Raw genomic sequence first — 26,506 nt, forward strand, 5'->3', positions numbered from 1 at the left:
CTTTGCGGGGGTGGAAGGGCAGTTTGGTCTCAGGCTGCGACGCCCGAATTTTCGGCAAATCCTGATAACAGCTTCGCCTTTTGGCGATGAGTTTGTTCTTGCCTTGAATCGCCGGGCCGCGCTTGATGGAATGACAACCAGAACAAGGGGCGCGTGGGTCGCTTTACGCCGCATCGGGCGATCCCGCAAAGTGCCTCGACCGGGGAGAAGGCGGCGGACTGACAGATGAGCATTGCGTTTCTGTTGAACGGAACGCCGGTTCGCATCGAGGGGGAAGCCCCGACGCGGACGCTTCTGGACTGGCTGCGCGAAGAGCGCGGGCTGACCGGGACCAAGGAGGCGTGCTGCGAGGGCGACTGCGGGGCCTGCACGGTGATGGTCACCGACGAGGGCGGCTCGAAGGCGCTGAACGCCTGCATCCTGTTCCTGCCGCAACTGCATGGCAAGGCGGTGCGGACCATCGAGGGTGTGTCGGGGCCGAAGGGTGAGATGCATCCGGTGCAGGCGGCGATGGTGGCGCATCATGGCAGTCAGTGCGGGTTCTGCACGCCCGGTTTCGTGGTCAGCATGGCAGTGGCGCATCTGAACGGGGCGCGGGATCACGACGACCAGCTGGCGGGGAACCTCTGCCGGTGCACCGGGTATGCCCCCATCGTGCGGGCGGCGGAGGCGGCGGCTGGTGAGGCGGTGCCGGACTGGATGAAGGCGGATCGGGACGTGTTGGCGTCGTTCGCTGCGGGAGAGGCGGGGGCGTTCCGGCCCCAAGATTCGGGTGCACTGGCGGAGTGGTATCTGGCCAATCCGGATGCCGTGCTGGTGGCCGGGGCGACAGATGTGGGGCTTTGGGTGACGAAGCAGCTGCGGGAGTTTCCGGTGGCCTTCCTATCGGGCGTCGAGGACCTGAAGGGGATCGAGGTGCGCGGGGGCAGCCTGCATGTGGGCGCTTGCGTGACGATCAGCGCGCTGCGCGAGGCGGTGAAGGACCGGCTGCCCTCGTTCGCCGAGCTTTTGCGGCGGTATGCGTCGGTGCAGGTGCGCAATGCGGCGACGATCGGGGGCAATATCGCCAACGGCTCGCCCATCGGCGACGGGCCGCCGGCGCTGATCGCCCTGGGGGCCACGCTGCATCTGCGGCGGGGGGACGAGATGCGGTCGATGCCGCTGGAGGACTTCTTCCTCGACTATCGCAAACAGGACCGGCGACCGGGAGAGTTCGTGGCGGGAGTGTCGTTCCCGGAAAGCGCCCCGGCGCTGCGGTGCTACAAGATTTCCAAGCGGTTCGATCAGGACATCAGCGCGGTCTGCGGGTGTTTCAACGTGACGGTCACGGACGGTGTGGTGACATCCGCCCGGATCGCCTTTGGCGGCATGGCCGGGGTGCCGAAGCGCGCCATCCGCGCGGAGACGGCGCTGATCGGGCGTGACTGGACGGAGGCGACGATGGACGCGGCGGCCGAGGCGATGGCGGGGGACTTCACTCCGCTGAGCGACATGCGGGCCAGCGCGGCCTATCGCATGCTCACGGCGCAGAACCTTCTGCGGCGGTATTTCCATGATCTGAACGGCGTGCCGGTTTCGGTGCTGGAGGTGGCGCGATGAGCATGGGGAAAGCCCTGCCGCATGACGCGGCACCCCTGCATGTGACCGGGCAGGCGCGCTATGTGGACGACCTGCCCTTGGCCAATGCGCTGCATCTGGCCTTCGGGCTGTCCTCGGTCGCGCATGGCGAGATCACGGGGATCGACCTGTCGGCGGTGAAGGCTGCTCCGGGGGTCGTGGCGGTGCTGTCGGCGGAGGACTTGCCGGACATGCCGGATTGCAGCCCTTCGGCGCATGACGAGCCGCTGTTGGCCGTGGGCAAGGTGCATTACGTCGGGCAGCCGGTTTTTCTGGTCGTGGCCGAAAGCCATCTGGCGGCGCGCAAGGCGGCGCGGCTGGGGAAGGTTTCTTACCGCGAACTGCCCGCGCTCTTGACCGTCGATGACGCGCTGGCGGCGAACAGCCGGTTCGAGCAGGGGCCGGTCATCTGGGCCAAGGGCGATGCGGCGCGGGCCATTGCGGCGGCTCCGCGCGTCGTCGAGGGATCGTTCGAGGTGGGGGGGCAGGAGCACTTCTATCTTGAGGGGCAGGTCGCGGCGGCGATCCCGCAGGAAGGGGGCGACATGATCGTCCATTCCTCGACCCAGCATCCGACCGAGGTGCAGCACAAGGTGGCCCATGCGCTGCATCTGCCGATGTCCTCGGTCCGGGTGGAAGTGCGCCGGATGGGCGGGGGGTTCGGTGGGAAGGAATCGCAGGGGAACGCCTTGGCGATTGCCTGTGCGGTGGCGGCGCGTCTGACGGGGCGGCCCTGCCGGATGCGCTATGACCGGGATGACGACATGGTCATCACGGGCAAGCGGCATGATCTGCGGATCGTCTATCGCGCCGGGGTGGACGAGGAGGGGCGGATTCTGGGGCTGGAGTTCACGCATCTCTTCCGCTGCGGCTGGTCGCAGGACCTGAGCCTGCCGGTCGCGGACCGGGCGATGCTGCATGCGGACAACTGCTATCACCTGCCCCACATCCGCATCGAGAGCCACCGGCTGAAGACCAACACGCAAAGCGCCACGGCCTTCCGGGGCTTTGGCGGCCCGCAGGGGATGGTGGGGATCGAGCGGGTGATGGACCATGTGGCTTTCGTCTTGGGGCGAGAGCCGCTGGAGGTGCGCAAGGCCAACTTCTATCGCGGGATGGGAGACCCCGGGGGCCAGCCCCCGGACCCCCGGGATATTTCCGGACAGATGAAAGCAGGGAGTGGGGCGGATCTGACGTCTCGCGGTGCGGCGGGCCCTGTCGGGTCGCATGACTTGCCGCCGGACGGGCGGGTGCAGACCACGCCCTATCACATGCCGGTGGAGGATTTCATCGGGCACGAGCTGGTGGCCGAGCTGGAGCGGACCAGCGACTACCGGGCGCGGAAGGCGGAGATTGCGGCGTGGAATGCGCGGTCTCCGGTGTTGAAGCGGGGGATCGCGCTGACGCCGGTGAAGTTCGGGATTTCGTTCACGCTGACCTGGCTGAACCAGGCCGGGGCGCTGGTGCATGTCTATCAGGACGGGTCCATCGCGCTGAACCATGGCGGGACCGAGATGGGACAGGGGCTGTTCCAGAAGGTGGCGCAGGTGACGGCCTCGGTCTTCGGGCTGGACGTCGGGATGGTGAAGATCACGGCGACGGACACGGGGAAGGTGCCGAATACCTCGGCCACGGCGGCGAGTTCTGGGAGCGACCTGAACGGGATGGCGGCGAAGGCGGCAGCAGAGACCATCCGCGGGCGGCTGGCGGAGTTCATTGCCGAGAAGCATCAGGTGAAGGCTTCGACGGTCAGGTTCGTGGATGGCACCGTGAAGGTCGCGGGCGAGGTCTATGACTGGGCGCGGGTGGTGGCCTGGGCCTATCAGGCGCGGGTCAGCCTGTCCTCCACGGGCTATTACGCGACGCCGAAGATCATCTGGGACCGGGTGAAGGGGACGGGGCGGCCGTTCTACTATTTCGCCTACGGGGCAGCCGTGACCGAGGTGGTGATCGACCGGCTGACCGGGGAGAACCGGATTTTGCGGGCCGATCTGCTGCACGACACGGGGACCTCGCTGAACCCTGCCCTGGATATCGGGCAGGTCGAAGGGGCCTATGTGCAGGGCGCGGGCTGGCTGACGACGGAGGAGCTTGTGTGGGATGGCAAGGGGCGGCTGATGACGCATGCTCCCAGCACCTACAAGATCCCGGCCTGTTCGGACCGGCCGCGCGATTTCCGCGTGGCGCTGTGGGGGCGGCCTAACCGCGAGGATTCGGTCGGGAAGTCCAAGGCAGTGGGGGAACCGCCGTTCATGCTGGGGATCTCGGCGCTTTATGCGCTATCGGATGCGGTGGCGGCCTGCGGGGATGGGTCGGTCTATCCGGCGCTGGATGCGCCGGCGACGGCGGAACGGGTGCTGATGGCGGTCAGGAGGGTCGAGGGCTGTGTTTGACCTTGCGGCATTGGCAGAGGCGATCCGGGCGCATGGGCGGGTCGCTCGGGTGGTGATCGCGGGGGTCGAGGGATCGAGCCCGCGCGAGGTGGGCGCGTCGATGCTGGTCTGGGATCAGGGGCAGTCGGGGACGATCGGCGGCGGGGCGCTGGAGTATGAGGCGGCGGCGAAGGCGCGTCTGATGCTGGCTGGCCGCCCTACCCCATCCCTCCCCCACGGAGGGGGGAGGGAGGCGCCCTCGGTCGAGCGGGTCGCGCTGGGGCCGAGCCTTGGCCAGTGCTGCGGCGGGGCGGTGGTGCTGTGGACCGAGGTGTTCCAAGCGGTGCCGGAAGCCGTGGCGGGTGTGGTCGCGCGGGGTGTGGGCGAGATGCCCCTTGCGGTGAAGCGGGTCCTGGCGGCGGCGCGGGGGCAAGGGGTGCGGCCCGCGCCGGGGCTGGTGGCCGGCTGGCTGGTGGAGCCGGTGGCGGAGGCGGAGCGGCAGGTCTGGGTCTGGGGCGCGGGGCATGTCGGGCGGGCCCTGGTCAATGTGCTGGCGCCCTTGCCGGGGATCGCGCTGACCTGGGTGGATGTCGCGGCAGAGCGGTTTCCGGAGGGGGTGCCGGACGGGGTGACGGTGGTTCCGGCGCGCGATCCGGCGGTGCTGGCGGATCACGTGCCGCCGGATGCCGAGCATCTGGTGCTGACCTTTTCCCATGCGCTGGACCTGGAACTGTGTCACCGGCTGCTGAACCGGGGGTTCCGGTCCTGCGGGCTGATCGGGTCGGCGACGAAATGGGGGCGGTTCCGGTCTCGGTTGAAGGCGCTGGGGCATTCCGGTGAGGCGGTGGGGCATATCCGCTGTCCGATCGGGGACCCAAGTCTGGGCAAGCACCCGCAGGCGATTGCGATTGGCGTGGTGGCGGAGATGTTGAGGGCTCCGGCGGCGAAGGTGGGGGAGAAGCGGGCATGACCAGACCGGAGCTTCTGCGCGTCGAGGGGATCACCAAGGCCTATCCGGGTGTGGTGGCAAACTCGGATGTTTCGTTCTCCATCGGTGAGGGTGAGATTCACGCTCTCCTGGGCGAGAACGGGGCGGGCAAGTCGACCATGGTCAAGATGATCTATGGTCTGGTGCGGCCCGACAGCGGGACAATGACCTTGCGCGGGGCTGCCTACACGCCGTCGAAGCCGGCCGAGGCGCGGCGGTTGGGCGTGGCGATGGTGTTCCAGCATTTCAGCCTGTTCGAGGCGCTGAACGTGGCCGAGAACGTGGCGCTGGGGATGGAGAACCCTCCGCCGATGCGGGAACTGGCCGCGCGCATCCGGGCGGTCAGCGAGGAATACGGGTTGCCGCTGGACCCCAGCCGCATGGTGGGCGACCTGTCGGCAGGGGAAAGGCAGCGGGTGGAGATCATCCGCTGCCTGTTGCAGGACCCGAAGCTCTTGATCATGGACGAGCCGACCTCGGTTCTGACGCCGCAGGAGGTGGAGATCCTGTTCAGGACGTTGCGGCAGTTGTCCTCCGAAGGGACGGCGATCCTGTATATCAGCCACAAGCTGGAAGAGATCAGAAGCCTCTGCGACGAGGCGACGATCCTGCGGCGGGGCAAGGTGGTGGCGACTTGCACCCCGCGCGAGCGGACGGCGCGGGAGATGGCGGAGCTGATGGTCGGTCAGGCGCTGAAGACCCCGGAGCGGCGGATGGGGGCGAAGGGCGAGGTGGCGCTGGGCGTGTCGGACCTGTCGGTCGAGTCGCCCATTCCCTTCGGGACCTCGTTGAAGGGGGTGTCCTTCACGGTGGCCAGGGGCGAGGTTCTGGGCATCGCCGGGGTGGCCGGGAACGGCCAGGATGAGCTTTTGCTCGCATTGTCGGGAGAGTTGAAGGCGGCGCCGGACAAGGTGCGGGTCGCAGGTCAGCCGGTCGGCGATCGCGGGCCGGTGGAGCGGCGGAAGGCCGGGTTGGTGGCTGCACCGGAGGACCGCTATGGCCATGCGGCGGCGCCGGACATGTCGCTGGTGGAAAATGCGTTCCTGACGGCGGGGGTCCGCAAGGGCCTGACGCAGAACGGGTTCGTGGACTGGGCCGGGACGCGCAGGTTCGCCGAGGAGATCATCGCGGCCTATGACGTGCGGACCCCGGGGCCGGATGTGGCGGCGCGGGCGCTGTCGGGGGGGAATTTGCAGAAGTTCCTGATGGGGCGCGAGCTGATGCAGGGGGCGCAGGTCATCGTCATCAACCAGCCGACCTGGGGGGTGGATGCGGCGGCGGCGGCCTCGATCCGGCAGAGCATTCTGGACCGGGCGGGGGAAGGGGCCGCGGTGGTGGTCATCAGCCAGGACCTGGATGAGCTGCTGGAGGTTTCGGACAGCTTTGCAGTCCTCAACGAGGGGCGGTTGACCAGGCCCCGGCCGACCGAGGGGCTGACGATGGACGAGATCGGGCTGATGATGGGCGGGGCCCACGGGATGGAGGTCGCGCATCATGTGGCCTGATCTGGTTGGCCGGGGGCTCCCCTCCCACAGAGGGGGAGGCGCGGGTTGCGGCGTTCCGTGCAACTGGTCGGCGGCACGCGTGCCGGGCTGTCGGAATGGGGGGCCAGCCCCCCAGACCCCCCGGGATATTTGTGGACAGATGAAAGGGGCGTGTCGTGCTGAGGCTTGAGAAGCGCCCGACGCCGAGCCGGTTCTGGCTGTACGCGACGCCGCCCGCCGCGGTGATCCTGACCATGGTCGCGGGGGGCATCCTGTTCGCCGCGATGGGCAAGAACCCGTTCGAGGTGATCCGCACCATCTTCTGGGACCCGGTCTTCGGCGAGTTCGCCTTTTACCTGCGGGGGCAGCTTCTGGTGAAGGCGGGGCCGCTGATCCTGATCGCGATCGGCCTTGCGCTGGGCTTTCGCGCGGGCATCTGGAACATCGGGGCCGAGGGGCAGTACATCATGGGCGCGATCTTCGGCGCTTCGGTGGGGTTGGCCGTGTTCCCGACGGAAAGCCGGTGGATCTTTCCGGTCATGGTGGTGGCTGGCGCCTTCGGCGGCTGGGTCTGGGCGATGATCCCGGCGATCCTGAAGACGCGGTTCAACACGAACGAGATTCTGGTCTCGCTCATGCTGGTCTATGTGGCGCAGACGATTCTGGCCAAGGCCTCGACTGGGTTCCTGAAGAACCCCGAGGGGATGGGCTTTCCGGGCAGCCGCAACTTCTCCAGCTATCCTGCGGCGAAGAATGCCTTTCTGTATGAGCCGCTGGGGCTGCACTGGGGCGGGGTGGCGGCGCTGGTGACGGCGGTGCTGGCCTATATCCTGCTGACGCGGCATCAGGCGGGGTTCCAGATCCGGCTGGCCGGACAGGCGCCCCGGGCGGCACGGTTCCACGGGGTTAACCCGGCGCGGCTGGTCGTGTTGTGCATGGGGATTTCCGGCGCGCTCGCGGGGCTGGCGGGGCTGTTCGAGGTGACGGGACCCGCGGGGCAGATCAGCATCGACTTCAACACGGGCTACGGCTTCACGGCGATCATCGTGGCCTTCCTCGGGCGGCTGAACCCGCTGGGGATCGTGCTGGCCGGGTTCCTGATGGCGCTGACCTATGTCGGCGGCGAGATGGCGGCGACCCAGCTGGGGCTACCCGCGGCGGCGATCCAGGTGTTCCAGGGGATGCTGCTGTTCTTCCTTCTCGCGGTGGATGTGTTGACGAACTATCGGTTCCGGCTGGCGGTGGGGGCGCATTGAGATGGACCTTGGCGGTATCAATCCGGTCATCCTGATCGCAACGCTCATGGCCTCGGCGGTGCCGATTCTGCTGGCGGCGCTTGGGGAGACGGTGGTGGAACGCGCGGGCGTGCTGAACCTGGGCGTCGAGGGGATGATGATCTTCGGCGCGCTGGGCGGGTTCATCGTCGCGGTGCACAGCGGAAGCCCGGTGCTGGGCTTCATCGGCGGGGCGGTCTGCGGGGCGCTGTTGAGCCTGATCTTTGCGGCTCTGACCCAGGTGTTCCTCGCAAACCAGGTGGCAACGGGGCTTGCGCTGACGCTGTTCGGGCTGGGCGTGTCCAGCCTGGGCGGGCAGGGTTACAACGGGATCAAGCCGCCGCCCACGGGCAAGCTGTTCCCGCAAGCGCTGACGGACCTTCCGGTGGTGGGGCCGATCGTCTTCGGGCACGACTGGGTGGTCTATTTCAGCATCGCCATGACGGCAGTGCTGTGGTGGGTGCTCAAGTCAACCCGCGTCGGCCTCATCATCCGCGCGGTCGGCGAAAGCCACGAGGCGGCGCATGCGCTGGGCTACAAGGTCAACCGTATCCGGCTGGCTTGCATCGCCTTTGGCGGCGCGATGGCGGGGATGGGCGGGGCTTATGTCTCGCTGGCTAGGGTGCCGCAATGGGTGGACGGGATCACCGCGGGCGCAGGCTGGATCGCTCTGGCCATCGTGGTCTTTGCCAGCTGGAAGCCGTGGCGCGTGCTGATCGGCGCCTATCTTTTCGGCGGGATCACCGTGTTGCAGCTGAACCTCCAGGTCGCCGGGTCGGCGATCCCGGTCGAGTACTTGTCCATGGCCCCCTATCTGATAACCATCCTTGTGCTGGTCATCATGTCGGCGGGGCGCAAGGCCAGTGGTGCTCCGGCGGCGCTGGGACAGAATTTTCACGCCTCGCGCTGAGGCAGATAACCGCGGGGCCGCCAATGGCCCTGCCACCAAGGGGAGTGACGAGATGAAACGGAGAAATCTGCTGGCGACGGCGGCGATGGGTGTCCTGCTGGCAAGCGGCGGCGCCTTGGCGCAGGGCATGGACAAGGTGAAGGCCTGCTTCGTCTATGTCGGTCCGATCGGCGACGGCGGCTGGACCTTCCAGCACCATGATGGCGCGATGCAGGTGAAGGCGGCCTATGGCGACAAGGTCGAGATCCAGTATCAGGAAAGCGTGCCCGAAGGCGCCGATGCCGAACGCGTGCTGACCCAGATGGCACTGGGCGGCTGCAACATCATCTTCACCACCTCCTTCGGCTACATGGATGCGACCAATGCCGTCGCGGCCAAGTTCCCGGACGTGAAGTTCGAACATGCCACCGGCTTCAAGCGCGAGCATCCGAACGTGTCCACCTACAACGCGCGCTTCTACGAGGGCCGCGCGATCCAGGGCCATATCGCGGGCAAGATGACCAAGTCGAACAAGATCGGCTACATCGCGTCCTTCCCGATCCCCGAGGTCATCATGGGGATCAACAGCTATTACCTGCACGCCAAGAAGGTGAACCCGGATGTGCAGCTGTCGGTCGTCTGGGCCTTCACCTGGTTCGACCCGGCGAAAGAAGCCGATTCGGCCAAGGCGCTGATCGACCAGGGCGTCGACGTGATCGCCGCGCACACCGATTCCACCGCTCCGCTTGCCGAGGCCGCGAAGGTCGAGGGCGTGATCGGATTTGGTCAGGCCTCGGACATGGCGGCCTACAAGGACGGGCCGCGCGTGACCTCGATCATCGACAACTGGGGGCCCTATTACGTCAAGCGCGTCGGCGCCCTGCTGGACGGGACCTATGAACAGATCGACGCCTGGGAGGGGATCGCCGGCGGCGAGGTGCTGATCGGCGAGATCACCGACAAGGTGCCGGCGGATGTGAAGGCCGAGGCCGAGGCGATGCGTGACGCCATCGCGGCGGGAACCTACCACCCGTTCACCGGGCCGATCAACAAGCAGGACGGCAGCCCCTGGCTGGCCGAGGGCGAGACGGCCTCGGATGGCGATCTGCTGGGCATGAACTTCTACGTCGAAGGGATTGTCGGCGACATTCCGAAGTAATCCGGGCGTTGCGGGACGGATTGCGTCCGTCCCGCCTGACGCGATATGCGACAAGTGACGAGAGGGGCACCGGCCATCGGTGCCCCTCGGCTTTCGGGGGGTGCAATGGACGCGGATTTCCTGATCATCGGGGGTGGGATCGCCGGGGTTTCGGCGGCGGCGCGGATGTCGGAGCTGGGCTCGGTCATCCTGCTGGAGGCCGAGGACACGCTGGCGCATCACGCAAGCGGCCGCTCGGCGGCGCTGTTCGAGCCGCGCTATGGCGCCCCGGCGGTGGTGGGGCTGTCGATGGCGTCCGAGGCGCATTTCCGCAGCCTGCCGGGCGTGCTGTCTCCGCGCGGCCTTCTTCTGGTGGCCAAGGCCGATGCGGAGGAGGCTTTCGAGCATGACCTGAACGGCATGGCCTTCGACCGGATCAGCCTGGAGGAGGCGCGGGCGATCGTGCCGATCCTGAACCCCGAGACCGTGGCGATGGCGGGCTATGCCGCCCATGCCGAGGATCTGGACACCGACCTTGTGGTGCAGGGCTTCGCGCGCGAGGCCAGGGCGCGGAGTGCGCGGGTTCTGACCAGAGCGCGGGTCAGCGCCATCGCGAAGGACGGGGCGGGGTGGCGGGTGACCTGTGACGCAGGCGAGTTCACCGCGCGGATGATCGTCAACGCGGCGGGGGCCTGGGTGGATCAGGTGGCGGCGATGGCCGGGGTGCGACCGCTGGGCTTCACGCCCTATCGCCGCTCGATGGCGCGGATCCCGGCGCCGGGCGGGCTGGACGTGAGCCGCTGGCCGATGCTGTTCGGCCCCGGCGAGGACTGGTATGCCAAGCCCGATGCGGGGGCGCTGATCGTCTCGCCCGCAGAAGAAGACCTGATGGAGCCGCACGACGCCTGGGCCGACGACATGGTGCTGGCCGAGGGGCTGGCGCGGTATGAGGAGATGGTGACGGAACCCGTGACGCGGCTGCTGGCCAGCTGGGCGGGGTTGCGGACCTTCTCGCCCGACCGGGTGCTGGTGATCGGTCCGGATGTGCGCGAGCCCGGCTTCTTCTGGCTGGCAGGTCAGGGCGGATACGGCTTTCAGACCTGTCCGGCGGCAAGCCGGCTTGCCGCGGACCTGATCGGCGGCCGTACGCCCGATATCGAGGCCGATCTGGTCGCCGCGCTGTCGCCGTCCCGCTTTGGTTGACCCACGTCAAGGCGGGCGCTGCGGGCTGCGTGCCATGGCGGGGTCGGCGAAGGAGGCCCCCGATGACGCAGAGCTATTCCGACAGGATCACCGAAATGCGCCGCGAGTTGCGCGCGCTGAACGCCCTTGTCCCCGAGACGGCGAAGGGGTTCGGCGCCCTGTCCAAGGGCGTGAAGGACCACGGCACGCTGAGCCTGAAGGAAAAGGAATACATCGCGCTGGGCATGTCGGTCATCCTGCGCTGCGAGCCCTGCATCAACTTTCACGTCGAGGCGCTGATGAAGGCAAGGGCAAGCCGGGAAGAGCTTGGCGACGTCCTGGCCATGGCGGTGCAGATGGGCGGAGGGCCCGGCCTGATGTATGCCGGCCATGCGCTGGCCTGCTGGGACGAACTGGCCGCCCGGGCCTGAGTCGGTTTCCGCCGACCCGCATCAATGCGGGGTGACAGGGGCCGCAAGACTTGGCAGCCTGACGCCATGTTGCGGATCCTTGTCAGCCTTGCCCTTCTTGCGCTTGCCGCCTGTGGTGCTGCTCCGCGCGGCGCGGCGCCGGAAACGGGTGAAATCACCGTCATGAGCGCCAACTTCGACGATGCGAAGCCGGTCGCATGGCCGGGACGCTCGCCCGACCGCTATCCGGTGCACGGGATCGACCTGTCGCGGTTCCAGCCCCAGGTGGACTGGCCCACGGCGCGGGCGAACGGGGTGAATTTCGCCTTCATCAAGGCGACCGAGGGCGGCGACATGCTGGACCCGATGTTCGAAAGCCACTGGCGCGGCGCGGGCGCGGCCGGGGTCAGGCGCGGGGCCTATCATTTCTTCTACCATTGCCGCCCGGCGGCCGAACAGGCGCGCTGGTTCATCCGCCATGTTCCGCGCACTCCGGGTGCCCTGCCCCCGGTGCTGGACCTGGAATGGACGCCCTTCAGCCCGACCTGCACCATCCGCCGCGACGGCGCCACGATCCGCGAGGAGGCGCGGATCTTCCTGGACATCGTGGAGCGGCACTATGGCCAGCGGCCGATCATCTACACCACCGTCGATTTCTTCCGGGATACCGAGTTGTGGCGCCTGCAAGGGGTGGAATTCTGGCTGCGCTCGGTCGCGGATCATCCGCATGGCGTCTATGACGGCAAGGCCTGGACCTTCTGGCAATATACCTCGACCGGGCTGATCCCGGGCATCAGCGGCAAGGTCGATATCAACGTCTTCGCAGGCTCGCGCCAGGCCTGGTCGAACTGGCTGGCGCAACGATCCCTATGACATTTCCGGGCACCTTGCCCTATATGTGGCGAAAGCGGATACAATTTGTCGCCAAATCAGCACAGACCCGACGCAGCATTTGACCTAAGCTGCCTTAGTCCTGCCCTGCTTGCCGATGATTCTTGGGGCATCGAACATAGGACGCCCAAGATGGATAAGACGTTCCGCATTCTGAAGAAACTGGGTCTTGGCCGTGCTCGCAAGGCCGAAGAAGATACGCCGTTCGAAAAGCGCCTGAAGAAGGTGACGCGCATTCGCGTGGTCAATCAGCAGGGGCTTGGCGGGCCGGTGTTCAAAAGCCGACAGCCAGAGACGGAAGCCTGAGCCCCGTCATCAGGTCGCGCAACTCCTGGCGGGCAGCGATGTTCGACAGGTTCAGCTGATCGACCCCGGTATCCTTCAGGTCCAGCAGGGTCAGGCCGCGCGGGAAAAGTTCGCGGAAGATCACCCGTTCGGAAAAGCCGTTCAGCACGCGAAAGCCGATGCGGCGCGACAGTTCTTCCAGCGCCGCGCCGACCTTCTTCTTGTTGTGCATCGCCTGCGCGCCCAACCGGTTGCGCACCACGATCCAGTCGATCGGTTGCAGGCCCGCCTGCGCCCGCATCTGCCGCGCGCCCCAGACCATTTCAGAGTAGATCGAGGGCCCCCTGATCCTGCCGGTCACGCCGTCCATCCGCGCCAGAAGGTCGAAATCGACGAAACTGTCGTTCAGCGGCGTGATCAGCGTGTCGGCCAGCGTATGGGCCACCTGGGACAGGCGCGTGTGGCTGCCGGGGCAGTCGATGACGATGTAATCCATTTCGGCATCCATCGCCTCGATCGCGCGGGTCAGGCGCAGGTCCTGGGCGTTCTCGCCCTCGGCCAGGCTGGCCGGATCGACCTCGGGCAGCTCGCGGTAGTCGGGCGTCGGCAGGTTGAGGCCCGCCTCCTGCATGAAGTTGCGCCGGTTCTCGATATAGCGCCCGAAGCTCCTCTGCCGCAGGTCGAGGTCGAGCGCACCGACCTTCTTGCCCAGGCGCGACAGGGCGGTCGCCACATGCATGCAGGTGGTGGATTTCCCCGAACCGCCCTTCTCGTTCCCGACGACGATGATCCGCGCCATACTGTCCCCTGCGCTTGTCCCGGCGGCTTTCTATGCGTTGCGCCGGCAAGGGGGAAGCGGGATTTCGCCCAAGACAGAAGGCGATTTCTTCAAAGAAATCGGCTCGCAGCCTCTGAAGGCTCCGGTCCGGAGTTTTCGAAAACTCCGGGGTGCGCCACATGCGAAAGGGCGCGCCTTGCAGCACGCCCCCCGTTCGGCGCAGGTCCGGGATTCAGAAGCCCAGGCCGGCGTATTTGTTCTTGAACTTCGACACGCGGCCGCCGGTGTCCATCAGCTTGGCCTGCTGGCCGGTCCAGGCCGGATGCGCCAGCGGGTCGATGTCCAGCGACATGGTGTCGCCTTCCTTGCCCCAGGTCGAGCGCGTCACATAGGTCGTGCCGTCGGTCATCTTGATGGTGATGGTGTGGTAGTCGGGATGGGTATCGGCTTTCATGGCTCCACTCCTCACTCGGCTTTTTCTTTGTAGTTGGTGACTTCGGCAATCCGGGCCGATTTGCCGCGACGGGCGCGGAGGTAGTACAGCTTGGCGCGGCGAACCTTGCCGCGGCGGACGACCTCGATCGAGTCGATGTTGGTCGAATAGAGCGGGAACACACGCTCCACACCTTCGCCGAAGGAAATCTTGCGGACGGTGAACGAGGCGCCGAGCGTCAGCCCGCCCTTGCGACCGATGCAGACGCCTTCATAGGCCTGCACGCGCGAGCGCGAGCCTTCGGTCACCTTGTAGCCGACGCGGATCGTGTCGCCGGCCTTGAAATCCGGGATGGTCTTGCCGAGGGCGGCGATCTGTTCCGCCTCGAGTTGCGCGATGAGGTTCATGCGCTGTCTCCAGTTCTGCCTGCGGTGGTTTCCGCAGAGGTGATGCCGCGCCAGAGCTTCCGGTCTTCGTCCGGGTCCCCCTTGCTGCTGCAAGAAGCCCGCCGCAGGTGGCGCCTGCTTTTCTGTATGTGCCGCCCCCTTGCGGTGACCCTGCGGAAGAAGGCAGGCAGGCAAGGGGAATCGGGTCCGATGGGCAGATCGCCCCGGACCGGGCGCGTATAGGGGGAAGGCGGGTTCCGGTCAAGGGGCGCGGCAGGCTCAGCGCCCGCGCTTTTCCCACAGATCGGGGCGGCGGGCGCGGGTCAGGGCCTCGGCCTGGGTGCGGCGCCATCTGGCGATTTCGGCGTGGTTGCCGGATTGCAGGACGGCAGGGATCTCGTGACCCTCCCAGACGGCGGGACGGGTGAATTGCGGATGTTCCAGCAGGCCGTCGGAGAAGCTTTCCTCTTCGGTAGAGGCGGCATTGCCGAGGACACCGGGGATCAGGCGGACGGTGGCGTCAAGCACGGCCTGCGCGGCGATCTCGCCGCCGGTCAGGACGAAGTCGCCGAGGCTGATCTCCTCGACCTGATGGTGGTCGAGCACGCGCTGGTCCACGCCCTCGAAGCGGCCGCACAGCAGGGTCAGCCCCTCGCCCTGGGCAAGGCGGCGGGCGGTGGCCTGGGTGAAGGGCGCGCCGCGCGGGGAGAGATAGATGACCGGCCAGCGCGTGCGGTCGGCGGGGGTGCCGATGCGGGCGTGGCAGAGGGCGGCATCCACCACGTCGGGGCGCAGCACCATGCCCGCCCCGCCCCCTGCGGGGGTATCATCGACGTTGCGGTGCCTGCCTTCGCCGAACTGGCGCAGGTCGATGGTTTCCAGCTGCCAGAGCCCGAAATCCAGCGCCTTTCCGGTCAGCGACAGGCCCAGCGTGCCCGGAAAGGCCTCGGGGAACAGGGTGATGACCTTGGCCGTGAAGGCACCGTTGACCAGCCGCGGTTCCTCCATGAGGTCGCGGGGTTGCAGCGTGGGCCGGATCCGCAGGCGGCCGTGGCTTTTAGGGCTTGCAGGGGTGTCGGACATGCGACGGCATTAGCGCGAATGGCGCCGCCGGAAAAGCCCCGGTTCAGGCCCGGCGGGTGCGGCGCTGGCGGAAGGGGACAGGTTCTCTTGGGGCGGGAAGGTCATCGACCTCTGCTGCGGTGCCCGTGGCTGCCGCCACGGCCCGAGCCAGCGCACGCAGACCGTCACGCAGGTCGGCTTGCAGATGCGCCGGCAGGTCGGAGTCCGGTGCCGCCGCTGCCGCCGCGCGCAGCTCGGCCGGCGTCGGGAAATCGGTGGCGCGGTTCGGGAAGGCCGCGATCAGGGCCATCGCGCGGGGAACGTAAAGCCGCAAGAGGTCAAGATCGCCATTGGCGATGGCAAAGGCCTTGGCCATCGACCCCGGCACCTGGCCGGGCGCGACGATCTCGGGCTCGGTTGCCCAAAGCAAAAGGCCGCGGCGCAGCGCGGCATGGCTGCGGTCGGGCTTGGCCAGCGCCGCAGTCAGCGCATCGAGGCGAAGTTCGGCGGTCGGCACGTCCAGCACGGCCGCGACGGCCTCGGTCACCTCGGCGTCGGGGGCGGTGTCGGGCAGGTTCAACAGCGGAATGATCGCCGTGGCCGCCAGTCCGACGGCATTCTCGGCATGGGCCGATTCGGCCTCTTCGTCGAGGAAATAGCCAAGACTTGCCGCCTCGCGCGAATCCCACAGCATCCGGCACAGCGGAATCGCGATGAACGAGATGGACACCGGCAGAATCGGGTTCACCCCCACGGCATCGATCCCGGCAAGTCCGCCAAGCCCGCTGCCGATGCCGAACAGCGCGGCGACCAGGACGATCTGCGACAGGACCTGGGCCAGGGCCGCAAGCAGGGCGCTGCCGGTCAGCCATTCTTCCGGCGAGGACGGCCATTGTTCCGGCCGCAGCACCATGAGCCAGACGACGAAGATCGCGATGAACGGGGCAAGCATGGTCCAGCCAAAGCCGCAGAGTCCGGCGATCAGGGGCCCAAGGTAAAGCAGAGCCGTCGCACCCTTGACCAGGCGCATGCGCGTGAACATGTCCCACCCTTTCCTGCGTTCCGGGCCGCGGAGGCACCGGGCCGGTCGATCACTCCGACTCGTCAGGCAGATCGACAACAATGCGCCCGGCTGCCAAGTCGACATTGGGGACGATTGCCGTGGTAAAGGGCAAAAGCAGGGCCGATTTATGACGGTTGGTCGATATTTCCAGAATGTCGCCCGCCCCGTGGTTGAAGATGGCGGTGACCTTGCCGATCAGCTCGCCTCCCGTGTCGAAGGCGGGAAGGCCGATGAGGTCGGCATGGTAGAACTCGTCATCGGGCAGGGCAGGCAGCCGGTCGCGTCGGACGTAAAGGCTGGTCCCGCGCAGGGCCTCGGCCTGTTCCCGGGTGGTCACGCCGGAGATCCGCGCGCCGAGGCCGCCGGCAACGGGGCGTGTGAGGGTGATGTGGAAGGTTCGGCTGCCGTCTTCGGTGGTCAGCGGGCCGTAAGAGGCGATGTCCGTCGGTTCCGAGCAGAAGGACTTGATCCGGACCTCGCCGGATACGCCGAACGCCCCGGCGATGGCGCCGATGCAGATCAGGTCGGACATCAGCGTGTCTCCAGATGAAGGGCCGGGCTTCGCTGTTCCCAGCCTTCGCGTTCGAGTTCGGGCACCACGTCGTCCTTTTCCGGCCAGCCGATGCAGAGATAGCCGATGAAACGCCAGCCCTGCGGCACGTCAAGGTCGCGTGCAAGCCGGTCGCGGTCAAGGATCGACACCCAGCCGAGGCCAAGCCCCTCGGCCCGCAGCGCCAGCCACAGATGGGTTATGGCGCCGACCACGGAATAGGCGCGGGTCTCTGGCATCGTTGCGGCGCCGAGGCCCGAACCCTTGGTGGTCGTGTCGTCGCAGAAGGCGGCCAGGTGAACCGGGGCTTCGGCCATGCCCGACAGCTTGAGGCGACTGTAGCTTGCCGCCCGCGCGCCGTCGTAGCCTTCCAGCGCACGGGCATTGCAGGCCTGGAAATTGTCCATGCAGGCCGCGCGGCGGGCCGGGCTGTCCACGCGAAGCAGGCGCCAGGGTTCGGACAGGCCGACCGAGGGCGCAAGCGAAAGGACCCGCAGGCAGCGCGCCAGCAGGTCCTCGGGCACCGGGTCGGTGCGAAAGCGGCGCACGTCGCGGCGCCAGCGCATGAGGCGGACCAGCTCGTCCCGGAACTCTGGGCTGAACCGGCCGGTCATGGCTTATTCGGCGGCCGGTTCCGCAGCGCGGGCGGCCTTCTTGGCGGCGCGCTCTGCCATGGCCTTGCCGGGGGTGCCGGCCTTGGGGTTGTTGCGCACGGTCTTCGGGCGGGCGCCGGCGGCTTCCAGGAAGCGGGCAACGCGATCGGTGGGTTGCGCGCCCTGGGACAGCCAGTGCTGCACACGCTCAAGGTTCATCACGACGCGCTTTTCGTCGTCCTTGGCCAGAAGCGGGTTGTAGGTGCCCAGCTTCTCGATGAAGCGGCCGTCGCGGGGCATCCGCGAATCGGCAGCGACGATGGAATAGAACGGGCGCTTCTTGGAACCACCGCGCGCGAGACGGATTTTCATAGCCATTTGGTTTTCTCCTCTGAATGGCGGGTTTTGGGGCAAGCCCATGTCATTGCTGTAGTTTCTCGTGATGCCTGATGACTTCGCTGATGATGAAGGTCAGGAATTTCTTGGCCAGCTCGGGTTCGAGGTCGGCCTCGGTGGCCAGCTGGTGCAGCCGCGCCATCTGGCGCGCCTCGCGGTCGGGGTCCGAAGGCGGAAGTCCGTGTTCCGCCTTCAGCCGACCGACGGCCTGAGTGTGCTTGAACCGTTCGGCAAGCGTATAGACGAGGATCGCGTCCAGCCGGTCGATCGAGGCGCGATGGTCCTTCAGAAGCGCGGCGGCGCGGGCGGCGGCATCGGTCATCGGGCGGTCTCCGGCAGGTGACGATAGACAAGGCAGTCATGGCCGATGGCGGCCTCGGCAACGTGGTCGCGCCGGGCGCCGAGCCGTTCGGCCACCGCGACCGAGCCGGCATTGGCCGGGTCGATGTAGGAGACCAGCGTTGCCAGCCCCTGCGTGGCGAACAGCCAGGCGCGCGCGGCGCGGGCGGCCTCGATGGCGAGGCCCTGGCCTTTGTAGCCGTCGAAGAGGTGGCAGCCGAACTCCGGTTCGTCCCAGCCGTCGTAAAACAGCACGCCGATCCGGCCGATGAAGTCGCCTGCCTTGGTATCCACCGAGAAGATCCCGTGACCGCGCAGCGCCCAGAGGCCGATATTGGCCCGAAGGCCGCGCCAGACCTGCTGACGAAGCGCACCGCCGCCGACGAAGGCGGCGCGGGGGCTGTCGTTGAATGCGAGCATGGCCGGAAAGTCCGCCTCACGCGGTTCGCGCAGCACCAGACGTTCGGTCTGAATGACCGGGATCGTCACGGTGATCTGGTGCTCGGGGCTGGGCATCACTTCTTCTTCATCAGCCCCGAAAGGCCCGCAGGCAGGGTGATGCCACGAGGCAGGCCGCCCAGACCGGGGGGCAGGCCGCCGCCCATGCCGCCAAGGCCGCCCTGCATCCCCTTGGCCATCTCGGCCAGTTCCTCGGGCGACATCTTGGACGGGTCGGGCATGCCGCCCTTGCCCAGAAACTGCCTGACAAGGTTCTTCATCATGCCGCCCTTGCCCATCCGCTTCATCATCTCAGCCATCTGCTTGTGCTGTTTCAGCAGACGGTTCAGATCGGCCACCTCCAGCCCCGCGCCCGCGGCGATGCGCTTCTTGCGGCTGGCTTGCAAGAGGTCGGGGTTCGCGCGTTCCTTCCTGGTCATCGAGTTGATCAGCGCGATCTGGTGGCGCAGCATCCTGTCGTTCAGGCCCGCCGCCTCGGCCTGGGCCGACATCTTGGCCATGCCGGGCATCATGCCCATCAGGCCCTGCATGCCGCCCATCTTCAGCATCTGTTCCAGCTGCATCTTCAGGTCGTTCATGTTGAACAGACCCTTGGCGAAGCGCTTGGCCATGCGTTCGGCCTGTTCGGCCTCGAAGGTCTCCTGCGCCTTCTCGACCAGCGCCACGATGTCGCCCATGCCAAGGATGCGGCCGGCGACGCGTTCGGGATCGAAGGGCTCGATCGCGTCCATCTTCTCGCCCAGGCCGACAAAGCGGATCGGCTTGCCGGTGACGGCGCGCATGGACAGCGCTGCACCGCCGCGGCCATCGCCGTCCATCCGGGTGAGGACGACGCCGGTGATGCCGACCTTGCCGTCGAATTCGGTGGCGACGTTCACCGCGTCCTGGCCGGTGAGGCCGTCGACGACCAGCAGTGTTTCGCGCGGCTGGGCGATGTCGCGGACCGCCTGCACCTCGTCCATCAGCACTTCGTCGATGTGCAGCCGCCCGGCGGTATCCAGGAACAGCACGTCATAGCCGCCTAGGCTGGCCTGGGTCCTGGCGCGCCTGGCGATCTGGACGGCGGTTTCGCCTTTCACGATGGGAAGGGAATCGACGCCGATCTGGGTGCCGAGGATCGCCAGCTGCTCCATCGCCGCGGGGCGGTTGGTGTCGAGCGAGGCGAGAAGGACCTTCTTGCCGTTCTTTTCCTTCAGCCGCTTCGCCAGTTTCGCGGTGGTGGTGGTCTTGCCCGAGCCTTGCAGACCGACCATCAGGATCGTCGCCGGCGGGTTGTCGATCTTCAGCGCCTCGGCCGGACCATCGCCCGCCAGCACGCGGATCAGTTCGTCATGGACGATCTTCACCACCATCTGGCCGGGGGTGATCGACTTGGTCACCGCCGCGCCGGTGGCCTTTTCGGTCACGCGCTTGATGAAGTCCCGGGCGACGGGGAGGGAGACGTCGGCCTCCAGCAGCGCCACGCGCACTTCGCGCAGCGCGGTGACGACGTCGGCTTCGGACAGCGCCCCCTGTTTGGTGAGACGGTCGAAGACGCCGCCAAGGCGTTCGGACAGGCTTTCGAACATCGCGTCACCTCGTGCTGTTTGCCCCGATATGGGGCGGCGAAGCCCTGGCGCAAAGCGAAAGCGCACCCGTGGGCGCAGACGCGCTGACGGATGGCGATCCCGGGAAATGCCCAAGGGACCGGAAGCTGATGCCTCCGGGGAACTGGTCGGCGGATACGCCGGATGGGGGGCGGAGTCAAGCTGTGCTGGCGGCGGCCTTGTCGCGGATGCGCCGCAGGACGGGCGACCCGTGCTTCGTTCCGAACAGGCCGCGCCGGGTGGCCGTGCTGCGATGTCCGGCACGGCCGCAGGGGACGGTCAGCGGCCGGACCGGGCTGCCGAGCCAGCCGACGATCAAGAGAAGCGCGATGGCGGTCAGGACCATCCGGCCGCTGACCACCGAGGCGCGGAAAGGGCCCTGGGCCATCGGCGCCGGAATCGTCGCGACGGGAAGGCCCCTCACCGGCCGGCCTTGTCCGGTGCAAGCCAGCGGTTGATCGCCGCCGCAGCCCGGCCCGGCCCCCGGCCCGAGGTCGAGACCGACAGGAGCGGGCGCCGACCGCCACCCTTCAGCAGAAGGACCGGCCGCGCGGTCGAACCGCCCTTCGAGGACGGATTGCGCTGGACCTCGGCGCCGATCACCTCGGACAGGGGCAGGCTGTCCTCTTTCTGCCCGATCAGCGAGGCAACGCGGATCGAGACCATCCCGGAGGAGCGGTCGAAGAAGACGATGGTGCGCCGCACGAAGAACACGAAGCCCGCCAGCAGAAGCGGGATGCCAAGGCCCAGCATCGCCACCCCCGCCCATTCGCCCTGACGGGCCAGACCGAAGACCGCCGCCGCGTCGATCAGCACGAAGGCCGACAGCAGCAGCGCGATCAGCAGCGGACGGTCCTCCAGCACCAGAAGTGCGGGCGTTTCGGTCCGGATGCGCATGTCCTTTCCCCTGATCCATGGTCCAGCCGTCCGAACCCTATCAAGGCAGCCACAGGGCACAACAGACTTGCGCCGGCCCGCGTCCCGGCGTTTTCTGTGCGTCCCTGCACAGGCTGGAAAGGGCGCGACATGGAGAACTGGGACGAGATCCGCACCGCCTATCAGGTGGCACGTCTGGGCACGGTGTCCGGCGCGGCCGAGGTTCTGGGGGTGCATCATGCCACGGTGATCCGCCACATCGACGCGCTGGAAAAGCGGCTGGGGGTCAAGCTGTTCCAGCGCCATGCCAGGGGCTATACGGCGACGGAATCCGGCCGCGACCTTCTGGCCGTGGCCCAGACCACCGAAGAGCAGTTCGCCCATCTGGCCAGCCGGATCAAGGGCCAGGGCGAGACGGTGTCGGGCGAACTGGTCGTGACCTCGATCGCAGGGATCGCCGATCTTCTGACCCCGGTGATGGTCAGCTTTCAGGACAAATGGCCCGAGGTCCGGGTCCGGTTCCTGACCGACATGCGGCTGTTCCGGCTGGACTATGGCGAAGCGCATGTGGCGATCCGCGCCGGCAACGGGCCGGAAGAGCCGGACAATGTGGTGCAGCCCCTGGCCCGGATGCAGGCGGGGCTTTACGGGTCGCGCGCCTATGTCGAACGGCACGGCAAGCCGGCCTCCGAGGCCGACTTCGTCGGCCACCGCTTTGTCTGCACCGATGCCGACGCGACGCGCGCGCCCTTCCATCGCTGGCTGCGGGCGACGGTGCCGCCCGAACAGATCGTCTATGCCGCGACCGAACCTGCCGCGCTGGAAGAGGCGGTGCGGCAGGGGGCGGGTCTGGGCTTCATCATGACCCTGCGCGCGGCCGAGGACCCCGATCTGGTCGAGATCCTGCCGCCGCGGCCGGAATGGGACTCGGCCCTGCGTATCGTGACCCATGTCGATCTGCACCGCACGCGCAAGGTGCAGGCCTTCCTGACCCATCTGAAGGAGGCGGCGAAGTCCTGGAAGTTCTGCACCTGATGCGGACCGGCCTGTCGCAACCGTCGCGCGGCCATCTGGCGATGCTGGCCTTTTCGGCGCTGGTGGCGGGGTCATTCTCGCTGGGCGTCCTGGCCGCGCCGCATATCGACCCCGGCGCCCTGTCGGTGGTGCGCTTCATCCTGGCCGGTGTCCTCGTCGGTGGGGCGGCGGCACTGACCACGGGTCTGCCGCGGCAGGCCTGGGCGGCACCCTGGCGTTATCTGGTGCTTGGCGGTCTGTTGGGCAGCTATTTCGTGCTGATGTTCGAGGGTCTGAAGACCGCGCCGCCCGTCTCGGCGGCGGCGGTCTTTACCCTGACCCCGCTGATGGCCGCGGGCTTCGGCTGGCTGACGCTGCGCCAGCGGCTGACCGGCAGGATGGCCCTGGCCCTTGCCATCGGGGCCTTGGGCGCGCTGTGGGTGATCTTCCGCGCCGACCTGGCTGCGCTGATGGCCTTCGAGGTCGGGCGGGGCGAGGCGATCTACTTTCTGGGCTGCGTGGCGCACGCGGCCTACGCGCCGCTGGTGCGCAGGCTGAACCGGGGCGAGCCGGCACTGGTCTTCACCTTCGGGATGATGGTGGCGGGGACGGTCCTGCTGGCGCTTTATGCCGGGCGGGCGGTGCTGGCGACCGACTGGCCGGCGCTGCCGGGGATCGTCTGGGTGACGCTGGTCTATGTCGCGGTGGCGGCAAGTGCCCTGACCTTCGTTCTGCTGCAATATGCCAGCCTGCGCCTGCCGGCTGCAAAGGTGATGGCCTATACCTATCTCGTCCCGTCCTGGGTGATCCTGTGGGAGATCGTTTTGCATGGCGCGGTGCCGCCCGCCCTGGTGCTGGCGGGCGTGGCGCTGACCATGCTTGCCCTCGGCCTGCTTCTGAAGGAATGACCGGGCCGCTCGTCGGAACCTTCGTTCCTCCTCGCTGGCGACGACGCGCCGACGGCGCAGGAGGAGCCGTCAGGGGCGCAAGGCCGCCAGTCCGTCGGTCAGGAAGGCTTCGGCAAGCTCAAGCGTGCCCAGGGTATAGACCGGCCCGCCCAGGGCCTGCGCGGTGTCGCTGTCGGCGCGGGTGGCCAGCCAGGCAGTCAGCAGCACCCGGCGCAGGAAGATCAGCGCGGGGATCATCGCCCGATCCCCTGCGCCAAGGGGCGCTGCGCGGGTGTATCCCTCCAGCCAGCGGGCGATCAGCTCGGGCAGGCGCGGGTCGGTCTCGATGAACGACAGCGCGGCGGCCAGGTCATAGGCCCACCAGCCGAACCCGCAATCGTCGAAGTCGATGGCCGTCAGCCGTTCGCCGGCCACCATCAGGTTCGCCAGCCGCAGGTCGGCATGGATCAGCCCGAAGACATCCGGCCCGGTGCCGTAGGCATGCAGCCGCGCCGCCAGTGCATCGGTGGCGCGGGCCAGCAGCGCCGCGCCCGGCGCATCCAGCCCCTGCGCCTGCCGCCAGTGGCCCCAGTGCGGTTGCGGCCCCAGGATCGTCTCGACGTCCCAGCGCTTGCGGGTGAAACCGGGGGGCGGCGTCCAGCCGCGCGCATGCAGGTGGAGCCGGGCGGTGATCTCTCCCAGCGGTGCGAACCAGCGCGACAGGTCGTCGCCGGGGCGCAGCTCCTGGCCGGGGATGCGGGCGAAGGCGACGATGCGGCGGCCGTCGATCTCGCTGACCATGCCTTGCCTGCCGGGCACGGGGCGAACGCAATGCAGGTCGGGAAGGTCCTGAAGCGCGGCCAGCCAGGCCAGTTCCGAGGCGATCTCGGCCCGCGAGTGATAGCCGGGTCGGTGCAGCCGCAGCACCAGATCGCCCGCGGCCCAGGTTTCGTTCTCGGAGCGGTTGAGCAGGGCAAGCGGGGTATCGGGCGGCAGGTCGTAAAGCCGCAGCGCGCGGGCGATCAGCTCAGACATCGCCGCCCCGGCGCAGAAGGTAGATGTCCATGATCCAGCCGTGTTCGACACGCAGCCGGGTACGGGTGGCGAGGATCTGGTCGCTGACCTCGGCCAGCGGGCCATGGATCAGGCATTCTTCCGGCATGCCGACATAGGCGCCCCACCAGATCGTCACGCCCGCAGGGTCGATCGCGGTGAAGGCGCCGCCCTTGTCCAGCATGACGGCAAGCGTGGTGGCGCCCTCGGGCCAGCCATGGTCGCGCAGGTTGCGGCCGGTGGTGATGGTCACGGGGGCGGCAAGGGTGTTCAGCGGGATGGCATGGGCTGCGGTCAGGGCCTGAAGCGAGGTGATGCCGGGGATGACCCTGACCGTGACGCCCGGCAGCCGGGCCGCCATGCGCAGCGTGCTGTCGTAAAGCGAGGGGTCGCCCCAGACCATCACGGCGATACGCTGAGCGCCGGGATGGGCGGCGATGGTCTCGGCCCAGACCTTCGCGATGGCGTCATGCCAGTCGTTCACCGCGCCGAGGTAGTCGTCCTGCTCTGCCCGGGTGGGGACGTCGTAGGCGGCGACCGGGACGGGTCGGGCGAGGACGCGCGCCAGGATCAGCTCTCGCACCTCGGCGAGGTCGGATTTCGTGCTGCCCTTGCGCGGGATCAGGATCAGGTCGGCCGCGTTCAGCGCGCCGATCGCCTGGCCGGTCACATGATCCGGGTTGCCCGTGCCGATGCCGATGAGGAAAAGCGTGGTCATGGGCCCGGGCTTTAGCAGAGGCGCAGCCCGAAGGCCAAGGCCGCGCCCGATGGGATCAGGCCGCCGTGTAGAGGCGCGGCGTCACGAGGACGGACCCCGACGCGCGGATCGCCTTGGCCGCCGCCAGCACGGCGAGATCGACCAGGGGCTCGATCAGGACGACCGCCATGTAGGCGACGCCGAACGTGCCGATGGCGGCAAGGTTCGCAGCGGCGAAGCCCTGGCCGTAGAGCGCCCAGAACGCGACCCAGGTGACGACCCCGCCCTGGTAGACCAGCGACAGGGCCAGCACCTGCCGGTATTGCAGGTCCACATAGGCCGTACCGGGTGCAATCACCCGCTTCGACACCTCGTACAGCGCAAAGAGCGGCACCAGAAGCGTCGTGACGTTCATCCCGTATTGCGGCAGATCCGAGGGCGCGAAGAACAGGCCCTGGATCAGAAGGCCCATCGCAAGGCCGATGGCAGCGGGTCCGGCCCCGAGGATCAGGAACAGGGTGGAGCCGAGGATCAGGTGCACCTCGCTGACGCCGATGGGGAAGTGCGGCAGCACCTCGAAGAAGCAGAAGACGCCAGCGGTTGCAATGAGCGAGCGCAGGGCGACCGAGGTCAGCCCCTGCTCCTTCGTGGCTCTGGCGATGTGGTAAAGGGCAACGCCCCCTGCGGCGGCAGCGGTGGCGTAGCTGAGCGCGATCTTTGCCTCGCTGACGAGGCCCGGTTCGATATGCATAAGTCCCTCCTGACCGTCACACCCGACGGCGGTTTGCTTCCTTTGCAGGGCCGGTCTCCTGGCTGGCGGATCGTGGAGGGTCTTCGCCTTCCCATCCCGTCGGGGACAGTGGCTTGTGAAGACCCGCTCACCGCTGACAGTCGCGGGGGCGGCTGATGTCACGGACCCCCTGATGGGTAGGCCCGCTCCTCATTCCCGTTTCAGTCCCGGCGCTTTGCGCCTGATGGGACACCTTGCCCTCCCTTCCTGCGCCTCTGGCGACGTCCGGTCAAGGAGGAAGGCGACTCCGCAGGGTCAGTCTGCGACCCCGTCGGCCAGCTTGCCGAAAAGGATGAGGCCCGGAAGCGGGCTGCGGTCGCCTGACAGAGTTTCTGCCAGGGCTTCGACGGTGGAACGATGCAGACGCTGGTCCGGCGTGCTGACGCCTTCGGCCAGAAGCGCCGGAGTGTCGGGCGGCAGGCCATGGGCGATCAGCGCCTGGGCCAGCGCGGGAAAGGTGCGCTTGCCCATGTAAACCACCGTGGTCGCCTGCGGGTCGGCCAGGGCGGGCAGGTTCAGGCCCGGCGGCAGGTTGCCGGTCACATCGGCGGCAGTGATGAACTGGATCCGCTGGGCGTGCTGGCGCCGGGTCAGCGGGATGCCCGCGGCGGCGGCCGCGGCCGAGGCCGAGGTGACGCCAGGGATGATCTCGCAGGGGATGCCGGCGGCGCGAACGGCGGTCAGCTCTTCCTCGAGCCGGCCGAAGATGCCGCTGTCGCCCGATTTCAGCCGCACCACCCGCGCCCCGGTCCGGGCATAGTCCACCAGAAGCCGGCTGACGTGATCCTGCCTCGGCGAGGCGCGCCCCGCCCGCTTGCCCACGCCCACCATGTCGGCCCCCGGCCGCGCCAGCGCGAGGATCGGGCCCGAGGACAGATCGTCGAACAGCACCGCATCGGCCTGGGCCAGCGCCTTCACCGCCCTCACGGTCAAGAGGTCCGGGTCGCCGGGTCCGGCCGAGACGAAATGGACGAAGCCGGTCATCCCTGCCCCCGATTTCCCTGCGGAAATCGG

At 67.9% G+C, this 26,506-nt stretch carries 30 protein-coding genes and 1 riboswitch; of the genes, 13 read left to right on the top strand and 17 right to left on the bottom strand.

Annotation, left to right across the window (positions count from 1 at the left end; genetic code table 11):
- The first annotated feature begins 225 nt into the window (after positions 1–225).
- From xdhA to G8O29_RS03355, 11 genes are all read left to right on the top strand, one after another.
- Positions 226–1,599, top strand: a complete 1,374-nt coding sequence (gene xdhA, locus G8O29_RS03305; RefSeq protein ID WP_166401797.1) for a xanthine dehydrogenase small subunit — start codon at positions 226–228, stop codon at positions 1,597–1,599.
- A complete protein-coding gene (gene xdhB / locus G8O29_RS03310) occupies positions 1,596–4,010 on the top strand; it encodes a xanthine dehydrogenase molybdopterin binding subunit (RefSeq protein WP_166401798.1) in 2,415 nt (804 codons plus the stop codon). Before xdhA ends, xdhB begins: the two co-directional genes overlap by 4 nt.
- Positions 4,003–4,959 (top strand): xanthine dehydrogenase accessory protein XdhC, encoded by a 957-nt coding sequence (xdhC, locus tag G8O29_RS03315; RefSeq protein WP_166401799.1) that lies wholly within the window; start codon positions 4,003–4,005, stop codon positions 4,957–4,959. Before xdhB ends, xdhC begins: the two co-directional genes overlap by 8 nt.
- Positions 4,956–6,482, top strand: coding sequence for an ABC transporter ATP-binding protein (locus tag G8O29_RS03320; RefSeq protein ID WP_166401800.1), 1,527 nt, complete (start codon positions 4,956–4,958; stop codon positions 6,480–6,482). Before xdhC ends, G8O29_RS03320 begins: the two co-directional genes overlap by 4 nt.
- A 155-nt stretch (positions 6,483–6,637) precedes the next feature.
- Complete coding sequence (locus G8O29_RS03325; RefSeq protein WP_166401801.1) at positions 6,638–7,717, top strand: ABC transporter permease; 1,080 nt, start codon at positions 6,638–6,640, stop codon at positions 7,715–7,717.
- Position 7,718: 1 nt separating this feature from the next.
- On the top strand, positions 7,719–8,645 hold the full coding sequence (locus G8O29_RS03330) for an ABC transporter permease (RefSeq protein WP_166401802.1): 927 nt from the start codon (positions 7,719–7,721) through the stop codon (positions 8,643–8,645).
- A 52-nt stretch (positions 8,646–8,697) separates the two neighbouring features.
- Positions 8,698–9,783: a BMP family ABC transporter substrate-binding protein gene (locus G8O29_RS03335; RefSeq protein ID WP_166401803.1), complete on the top strand. Its 1,086-nt coding sequence runs from the start codon at positions 8,698–8,700 to the stop codon at positions 9,781–9,783.
- A 105-nt stretch (positions 9,784–9,888) separates the two neighbouring features.
- Entirely contained in the window at positions 9,889–10,965 is a 1,077-nt protein-coding gene (locus tag G8O29_RS03340) for an NAD(P)/FAD-dependent oxidoreductase (protein ID WP_166401804.1), read from the top strand.
- Positions 10,966–11,027: 62 nt separating this feature from the next.
- Complete coding sequence (locus G8O29_RS03345) at positions 11,028–11,375, top strand: carboxymuconolactone decarboxylase family protein (protein ID WP_166401805.1); 348 nt, start codon at positions 11,028–11,030, stop codon at positions 11,373–11,375.
- Between the two features lie 66 nt (positions 11,376–11,441).
- Complete coding sequence (locus G8O29_RS03350; RefSeq protein ID WP_166401806.1) at positions 11,442–12,227, top strand: glycoside hydrolase family 25 protein; 786 nt, start codon at positions 11,442–11,444, stop codon at positions 12,225–12,227.
- Between the two features lie 150 nt (positions 12,228–12,377).
- Positions 12,378–12,551 (top strand): hypothetical protein, encoded by a 174-nt coding sequence (locus G8O29_RS03355; protein ID WP_166401807.1) that lies wholly within the window; start codon positions 12,378–12,380, stop codon positions 12,549–12,551.
- On the opposite strand, the gene G8O29_RS03360 is transcribed toward G8O29_RS03355, so the two are convergent.
- From G8O29_RS03360 to G8O29_RS03420, 13 genes are all read right to left on the bottom strand, one after another.
- On the bottom strand, positions 12,520–13,329 hold the full coding sequence (locus tag G8O29_RS03360; protein ID WP_166401808.1) for a division plane positioning ATPase MipZ: 810 nt from the start codon (positions 13,327–13,329) through the stop codon (positions 12,520–12,522). The genes G8O29_RS03355 and G8O29_RS03360 overlap by 32 nt on opposite strands.
- 211 nt (positions 13,330–13,540) lie before the next feature.
- Complete coding sequence (gene rpmE / locus G8O29_RS03365) at positions 13,541–13,762, bottom strand: 50S ribosomal protein L31 (protein WP_166401809.1); 222 nt, start codon at positions 13,760–13,762, stop codon at positions 13,541–13,543.
- Positions 13,763–13,773: 11 nt separating this feature from the next.
- Positions 13,774–14,148: a 50S ribosomal protein L19 gene (gene rplS / locus G8O29_RS03370; protein ID WP_166401810.1), complete on the bottom strand. Its 375-nt coding sequence runs from the start codon at positions 14,146–14,148 to the stop codon at positions 13,774–13,776.
- Positions 14,149–14,406: 258 nt separating this feature from the next.
- Positions 14,407–15,210, bottom strand: coding sequence for a tRNA (guanosine(37)-N1)-methyltransferase TrmD (gene trmD, locus G8O29_RS03375; protein WP_166401811.1), 804 nt, complete (start codon positions 15,208–15,210; stop codon positions 14,407–14,409).
- A gap of 43 nt (positions 15,211–15,253) precedes the next feature.
- The gene (locus G8O29_RS03380) at positions 15,254–16,231 is read right to left on the bottom strand and encodes a hypothetical protein (protein ID WP_207623641.1); all 978 of its coding nucleotides are present in this window, start codon (positions 16,229–16,231) and stop codon (positions 15,254–15,256) included.
- A 49-nt stretch (positions 16,232–16,280) separates the two neighbouring features.
- Positions 16,281–16,784 carry a ribosome maturation factor RimM gene (gene rimM / locus G8O29_RS03385; RefSeq protein ID WP_166401813.1) on the bottom strand — a complete coding sequence of 168 codons (504 nt, stop codon included), beginning with the start codon at positions 16,782–16,784 and terminating at the stop codon, positions 16,281–16,283.
- Entirely contained in the window at positions 16,784–17,416 is a 633-nt protein-coding gene (gene bluB / locus G8O29_RS03390; protein WP_166401814.1) for a 5,6-dimethylbenzimidazole synthase, read from the bottom strand. Before bluB ends, rimM begins: the two co-directional genes overlap by 1 nt.
- A 3-nt stretch (positions 17,417–17,419) precedes the next feature.
- A complete protein-coding gene (gene rpsP, locus G8O29_RS03395; protein ID WP_166401815.1) occupies positions 17,420–17,773 on the bottom strand; it encodes a 30S ribosomal protein S16 in 354 nt (117 codons plus the stop codon).
- 43 nt (positions 17,774–17,816) lie between these two features.
- Positions 17,817–18,113, bottom strand: coding sequence for a chorismate mutase (locus G8O29_RS03400; RefSeq protein ID WP_166401816.1), 297 nt, complete (start codon positions 18,111–18,113; stop codon positions 17,817–17,819).
- A complete protein-coding gene (locus G8O29_RS03405; RefSeq protein WP_166401817.1) occupies positions 18,110–18,646 on the bottom strand; it encodes a GNAT family N-acetyltransferase in 537 nt (178 codons plus the stop codon). Before G8O29_RS03405 ends, G8O29_RS03400 begins: the two co-directional genes overlap by 4 nt.
- Positions 18,646–20,157, bottom strand: coding sequence for a signal recognition particle protein (gene ffh, locus G8O29_RS03410; RefSeq protein ID WP_166401818.1), 1,512 nt, complete (start codon positions 20,155–20,157; stop codon positions 18,646–18,648). Before ffh ends, G8O29_RS03405 begins: the two co-directional genes overlap by 1 nt.
- Before the next feature lie 175 nt (positions 20,158–20,332).
- Positions 20,333–20,563: a hypothetical protein gene (locus G8O29_RS03415; protein WP_166401819.1), complete on the bottom strand. Its 231-nt coding sequence runs from the start codon at positions 20,561–20,563 to the stop codon at positions 20,333–20,335.
- Between the two features lie 32 nt (positions 20,564–20,595).
- Positions 20,596–21,072 (bottom strand): hypothetical protein, encoded by a 477-nt coding sequence (locus tag G8O29_RS03420; protein ID WP_166401820.1) that lies wholly within the window; start codon positions 21,070–21,072, stop codon positions 20,596–20,598.
- A 129-nt stretch (positions 21,073–21,201) separates the two neighbouring features.
- Here G8O29_RS03420 and G8O29_RS03425 point away from each other — a divergent pair, with 129 nt between their 5' ends.
- Positions 21,202–22,086, top strand: coding sequence for a LysR family transcriptional regulator (locus tag G8O29_RS03425; protein WP_166401821.1), 885 nt, complete (start codon positions 21,202–21,204; stop codon positions 22,084–22,086).
- Positions 22,086–22,973 carry a DMT family transporter gene (locus G8O29_RS03430; protein ID WP_166401822.1) on the top strand — a complete coding sequence of 296 codons (888 nt, stop codon included), beginning with the start codon at positions 22,086–22,088 and terminating at the stop codon, positions 22,971–22,973. The genes G8O29_RS03425 and G8O29_RS03430 overlap by 1 nt, the downstream gene beginning before the upstream one ends.
- Before the next feature lie 69 nt (positions 22,974–23,042).
- Here the strand turns inward: G8O29_RS03430 and G8O29_RS03435 are convergent, their stop codons facing one another.
- The 4 genes from G8O29_RS03435 to cobA all read right to left on the bottom strand — a co-directional run bounded on the left by G8O29_RS03435 (position 23,043) and on the right by cobA (position 26,476).
- Positions 23,043–23,987 (bottom strand): phosphotransferase enzyme family protein, encoded by a 945-nt coding sequence (locus G8O29_RS03435; RefSeq protein WP_166401823.1) that lies wholly within the window; start codon positions 23,985–23,987, stop codon positions 23,043–23,045.
- Positions 23,980–24,723 (bottom strand): precorrin-6A synthase (deacetylating), encoded by a 744-nt coding sequence (gene cobF / locus G8O29_RS03440; protein WP_166401824.1) that lies wholly within the window; start codon positions 24,721–24,723, stop codon positions 23,980–23,982. The genes G8O29_RS03435 and cobF overlap by 8 nt, the downstream gene beginning before the upstream one ends.
- Before the next feature lie 55 nt (positions 24,724–24,778).
- Positions 24,779–25,453, bottom strand: coding sequence for an energy-coupling factor ABC transporter permease (locus G8O29_RS03445; RefSeq protein WP_166401825.1), 675 nt, complete (start codon positions 25,451–25,453; stop codon positions 24,779–24,781).
- A 31-nt stretch (positions 25,454–25,484) separates the two neighbouring features.
- Positions 25,485–25,704: riboswitch (cobalamin riboswitch) on the bottom strand.
- Between the two features lie 43 nt (positions 25,705–25,747).
- The gene (gene cobA, locus G8O29_RS03450) at positions 25,748–26,476 is read right to left on the bottom strand and encodes a uroporphyrinogen-III C-methyltransferase (RefSeq protein ID WP_166401826.1); all 729 of its coding nucleotides are present in this window, start codon (positions 26,474–26,476) and stop codon (positions 25,748–25,750) included.
- Positions 26,477–26,506 lie beyond the last annotated feature (30 nt).

Source organism: Rhodobacter calidifons, assembly GCF_011174775.1.
GTDB lineage: Bacteria > Pseudomonadota > Alphaproteobacteria > Rhodobacterales > Rhodobacteraceae > Tabrizicola > Tabrizicola calidifons.

Excerpts from the sequence above, each read along its gene's own strand:
- G8O29_RS03355 (WP_166401807.1), top strand. The coding sequence starts at position 12,378 with ATGGATAAGACGTTCCGCATTCTGAAGAAACTGGGTCTTGGCCGTGCT.
- G8O29_RS03405 (WP_166401817.1), bottom strand. The coding sequence starts at position 18,646 with ATGCCCAGCCCCGAGCACCAGATCACCGTGACGATCCCGGTCATTCAG.
- G8O29_RS03415 (WP_166401819.1), bottom strand. The coding sequence starts at position 20,563 with ATGGCCCAGGGCCCTTTCCGCGCCTCGGTGGTCAGCGGCCGGATGGTC.
- G8O29_RS03435 (WP_166401823.1), bottom strand. The coding sequence starts at position 23,987 with ATGTCTGAGCTGATCGCCCGCGCGCTGCGGCTTTACGACCTGCCGCCC.
- G8O29_RS03330 (WP_166401802.1), top strand. The coding sequence starts at position 7,719 with ATGGACCTTGGCGGTATCAATCCGGTCATCCTGATCGCAACGCTCATG.
- G8O29_RS03335 (WP_166401803.1), top strand. The coding sequence starts at position 8,698 with ATGAAACGGAGAAATCTGCTGGCGACGGCGGCGATGGGTGTCCTGCTG.
- rimM (WP_166401813.1), bottom strand. The coding sequence starts at position 16,784 with ATGTCCGACCTGATCTGCATCGGCGCCATCGCCGGGGCGTTCGGCGTA.
- rpsP (WP_166401815.1), bottom strand. The coding sequence starts at position 17,773 with ATGGCTATGAAAATCCGTCTCGCGCGCGGTGGTTCCAAGAAGCGCCCG.
- cobF (WP_166401824.1), bottom strand. The coding sequence starts at position 24,723 with ATGACCACGCTTTTCCTCATCGGCATCGGCACGGGCAACCCGGATCAT.
- xdhA (WP_166401797.1), top strand. The coding sequence starts at position 226 with ATGAGCATTGCGTTTCTGTTGAACGGAACGCCGGTTCGCATCGAGGGG.
- xdhB (WP_166401798.1), top strand. The coding sequence starts at position 1,596 with ATGAGCATGGGGAAAGCCCTGCCGCATGACGCGGCACCCCTGCATGTG.
- G8O29_RS03340 (WP_166401804.1), top strand. The coding sequence starts at position 9,889 with ATGGACGCGGATTTCCTGATCATCGGGGGTGGGATCGCCGGGGTTTCG.
- G8O29_RS03445 (WP_166401825.1), bottom strand. The coding sequence starts at position 25,453 with ATGCATATCGAACCGGGCCTCGTCAGCGAGGCAAAGATCGCGCTCAGC.
- G8O29_RS03360 (WP_166401808.1), bottom strand. The coding sequence starts at position 13,329 with ATGGCGCGGATCATCGTCGTCGGGAACGAGAAGGGCGGTTCGGGGAAA.
- bluB (WP_166401814.1), bottom strand. The coding sequence starts at position 17,416 with ATGACCGGCCGGTTCAGCCCAGAGTTCCGGGACGAGCTGGTCCGCCTC.
- G8O29_RS03350 (WP_166401806.1), top strand. The coding sequence starts at position 11,442 with ATGTTGCGGATCCTTGTCAGCCTTGCCCTTCTTGCGCTTGCCGCCTGT.
- G8O29_RS03430 (WP_166401822.1), top strand. The coding sequence starts at position 22,086 with ATGCGGACCGGCCTGTCGCAACCGTCGCGCGGCCATCTGGCGATGCTG.
- cobA (WP_166401826.1), bottom strand. The coding sequence starts at position 26,476 with ATGACCGGCTTCGTCCATTTCGTCTCGGCCGGACCCGGCGACCCGGAC.
- G8O29_RS03420 (WP_166401820.1), bottom strand. The coding sequence starts at position 21,072 with ATGCGCATCCGGACCGAAACGCCCGCACTTCTGGTGCTGGAGGACCGT.
- G8O29_RS03425 (WP_166401821.1), top strand. The coding sequence starts at position 21,202 with ATGGAGAACTGGGACGAGATCCGCACCGCCTATCAGGTGGCACGTCTG.
- ffh (WP_166401818.1), bottom strand. The coding sequence starts at position 20,157 with ATGTTCGAAAGCCTGTCCGAACGCCTTGGCGGCGTCTTCGACCGTCTC.
- rpmE (WP_166401809.1), bottom strand. The coding sequence starts at position 13,762 with ATGAAAGCCGATACCCATCCCGACTACCACACCATCACCATCAAGATG.
- trmD (WP_166401811.1), bottom strand. The coding sequence starts at position 15,210 with ATGTCCGACACCCCTGCAAGCCCTAAAAGCCACGGCCGCCTGCGGATC.
- G8O29_RS03380 (WP_207623641.1), bottom strand. The coding sequence starts at position 16,231 with ATGTTCACGCGCATGCGCCTGGTCAAGGGTGCGACGGCTCTGCTTTAC.
- G8O29_RS03345 (WP_166401805.1), top strand. The coding sequence starts at position 11,028 with ATGACGCAGAGCTATTCCGACAGGATCACCGAAATGCGCCGCGAGTTG.
- G8O29_RS03320 (WP_166401800.1), top strand. The coding sequence starts at position 4,956 with ATGACCAGACCGGAGCTTCTGCGCGTCGAGGGGATCACCAAGGCCTAT.
- G8O29_RS03400 (WP_166401816.1), bottom strand. The coding sequence starts at position 18,113 with ATGACCGATGCCGCCGCCCGCGCCGCCGCGCTTCTGAAGGACCATCGC.
- rplS (WP_166401810.1), bottom strand. The coding sequence starts at position 14,148 with ATGAACCTCATCGCGCAACTCGAGGCGGAACAGATCGCCGCCCTCGGC.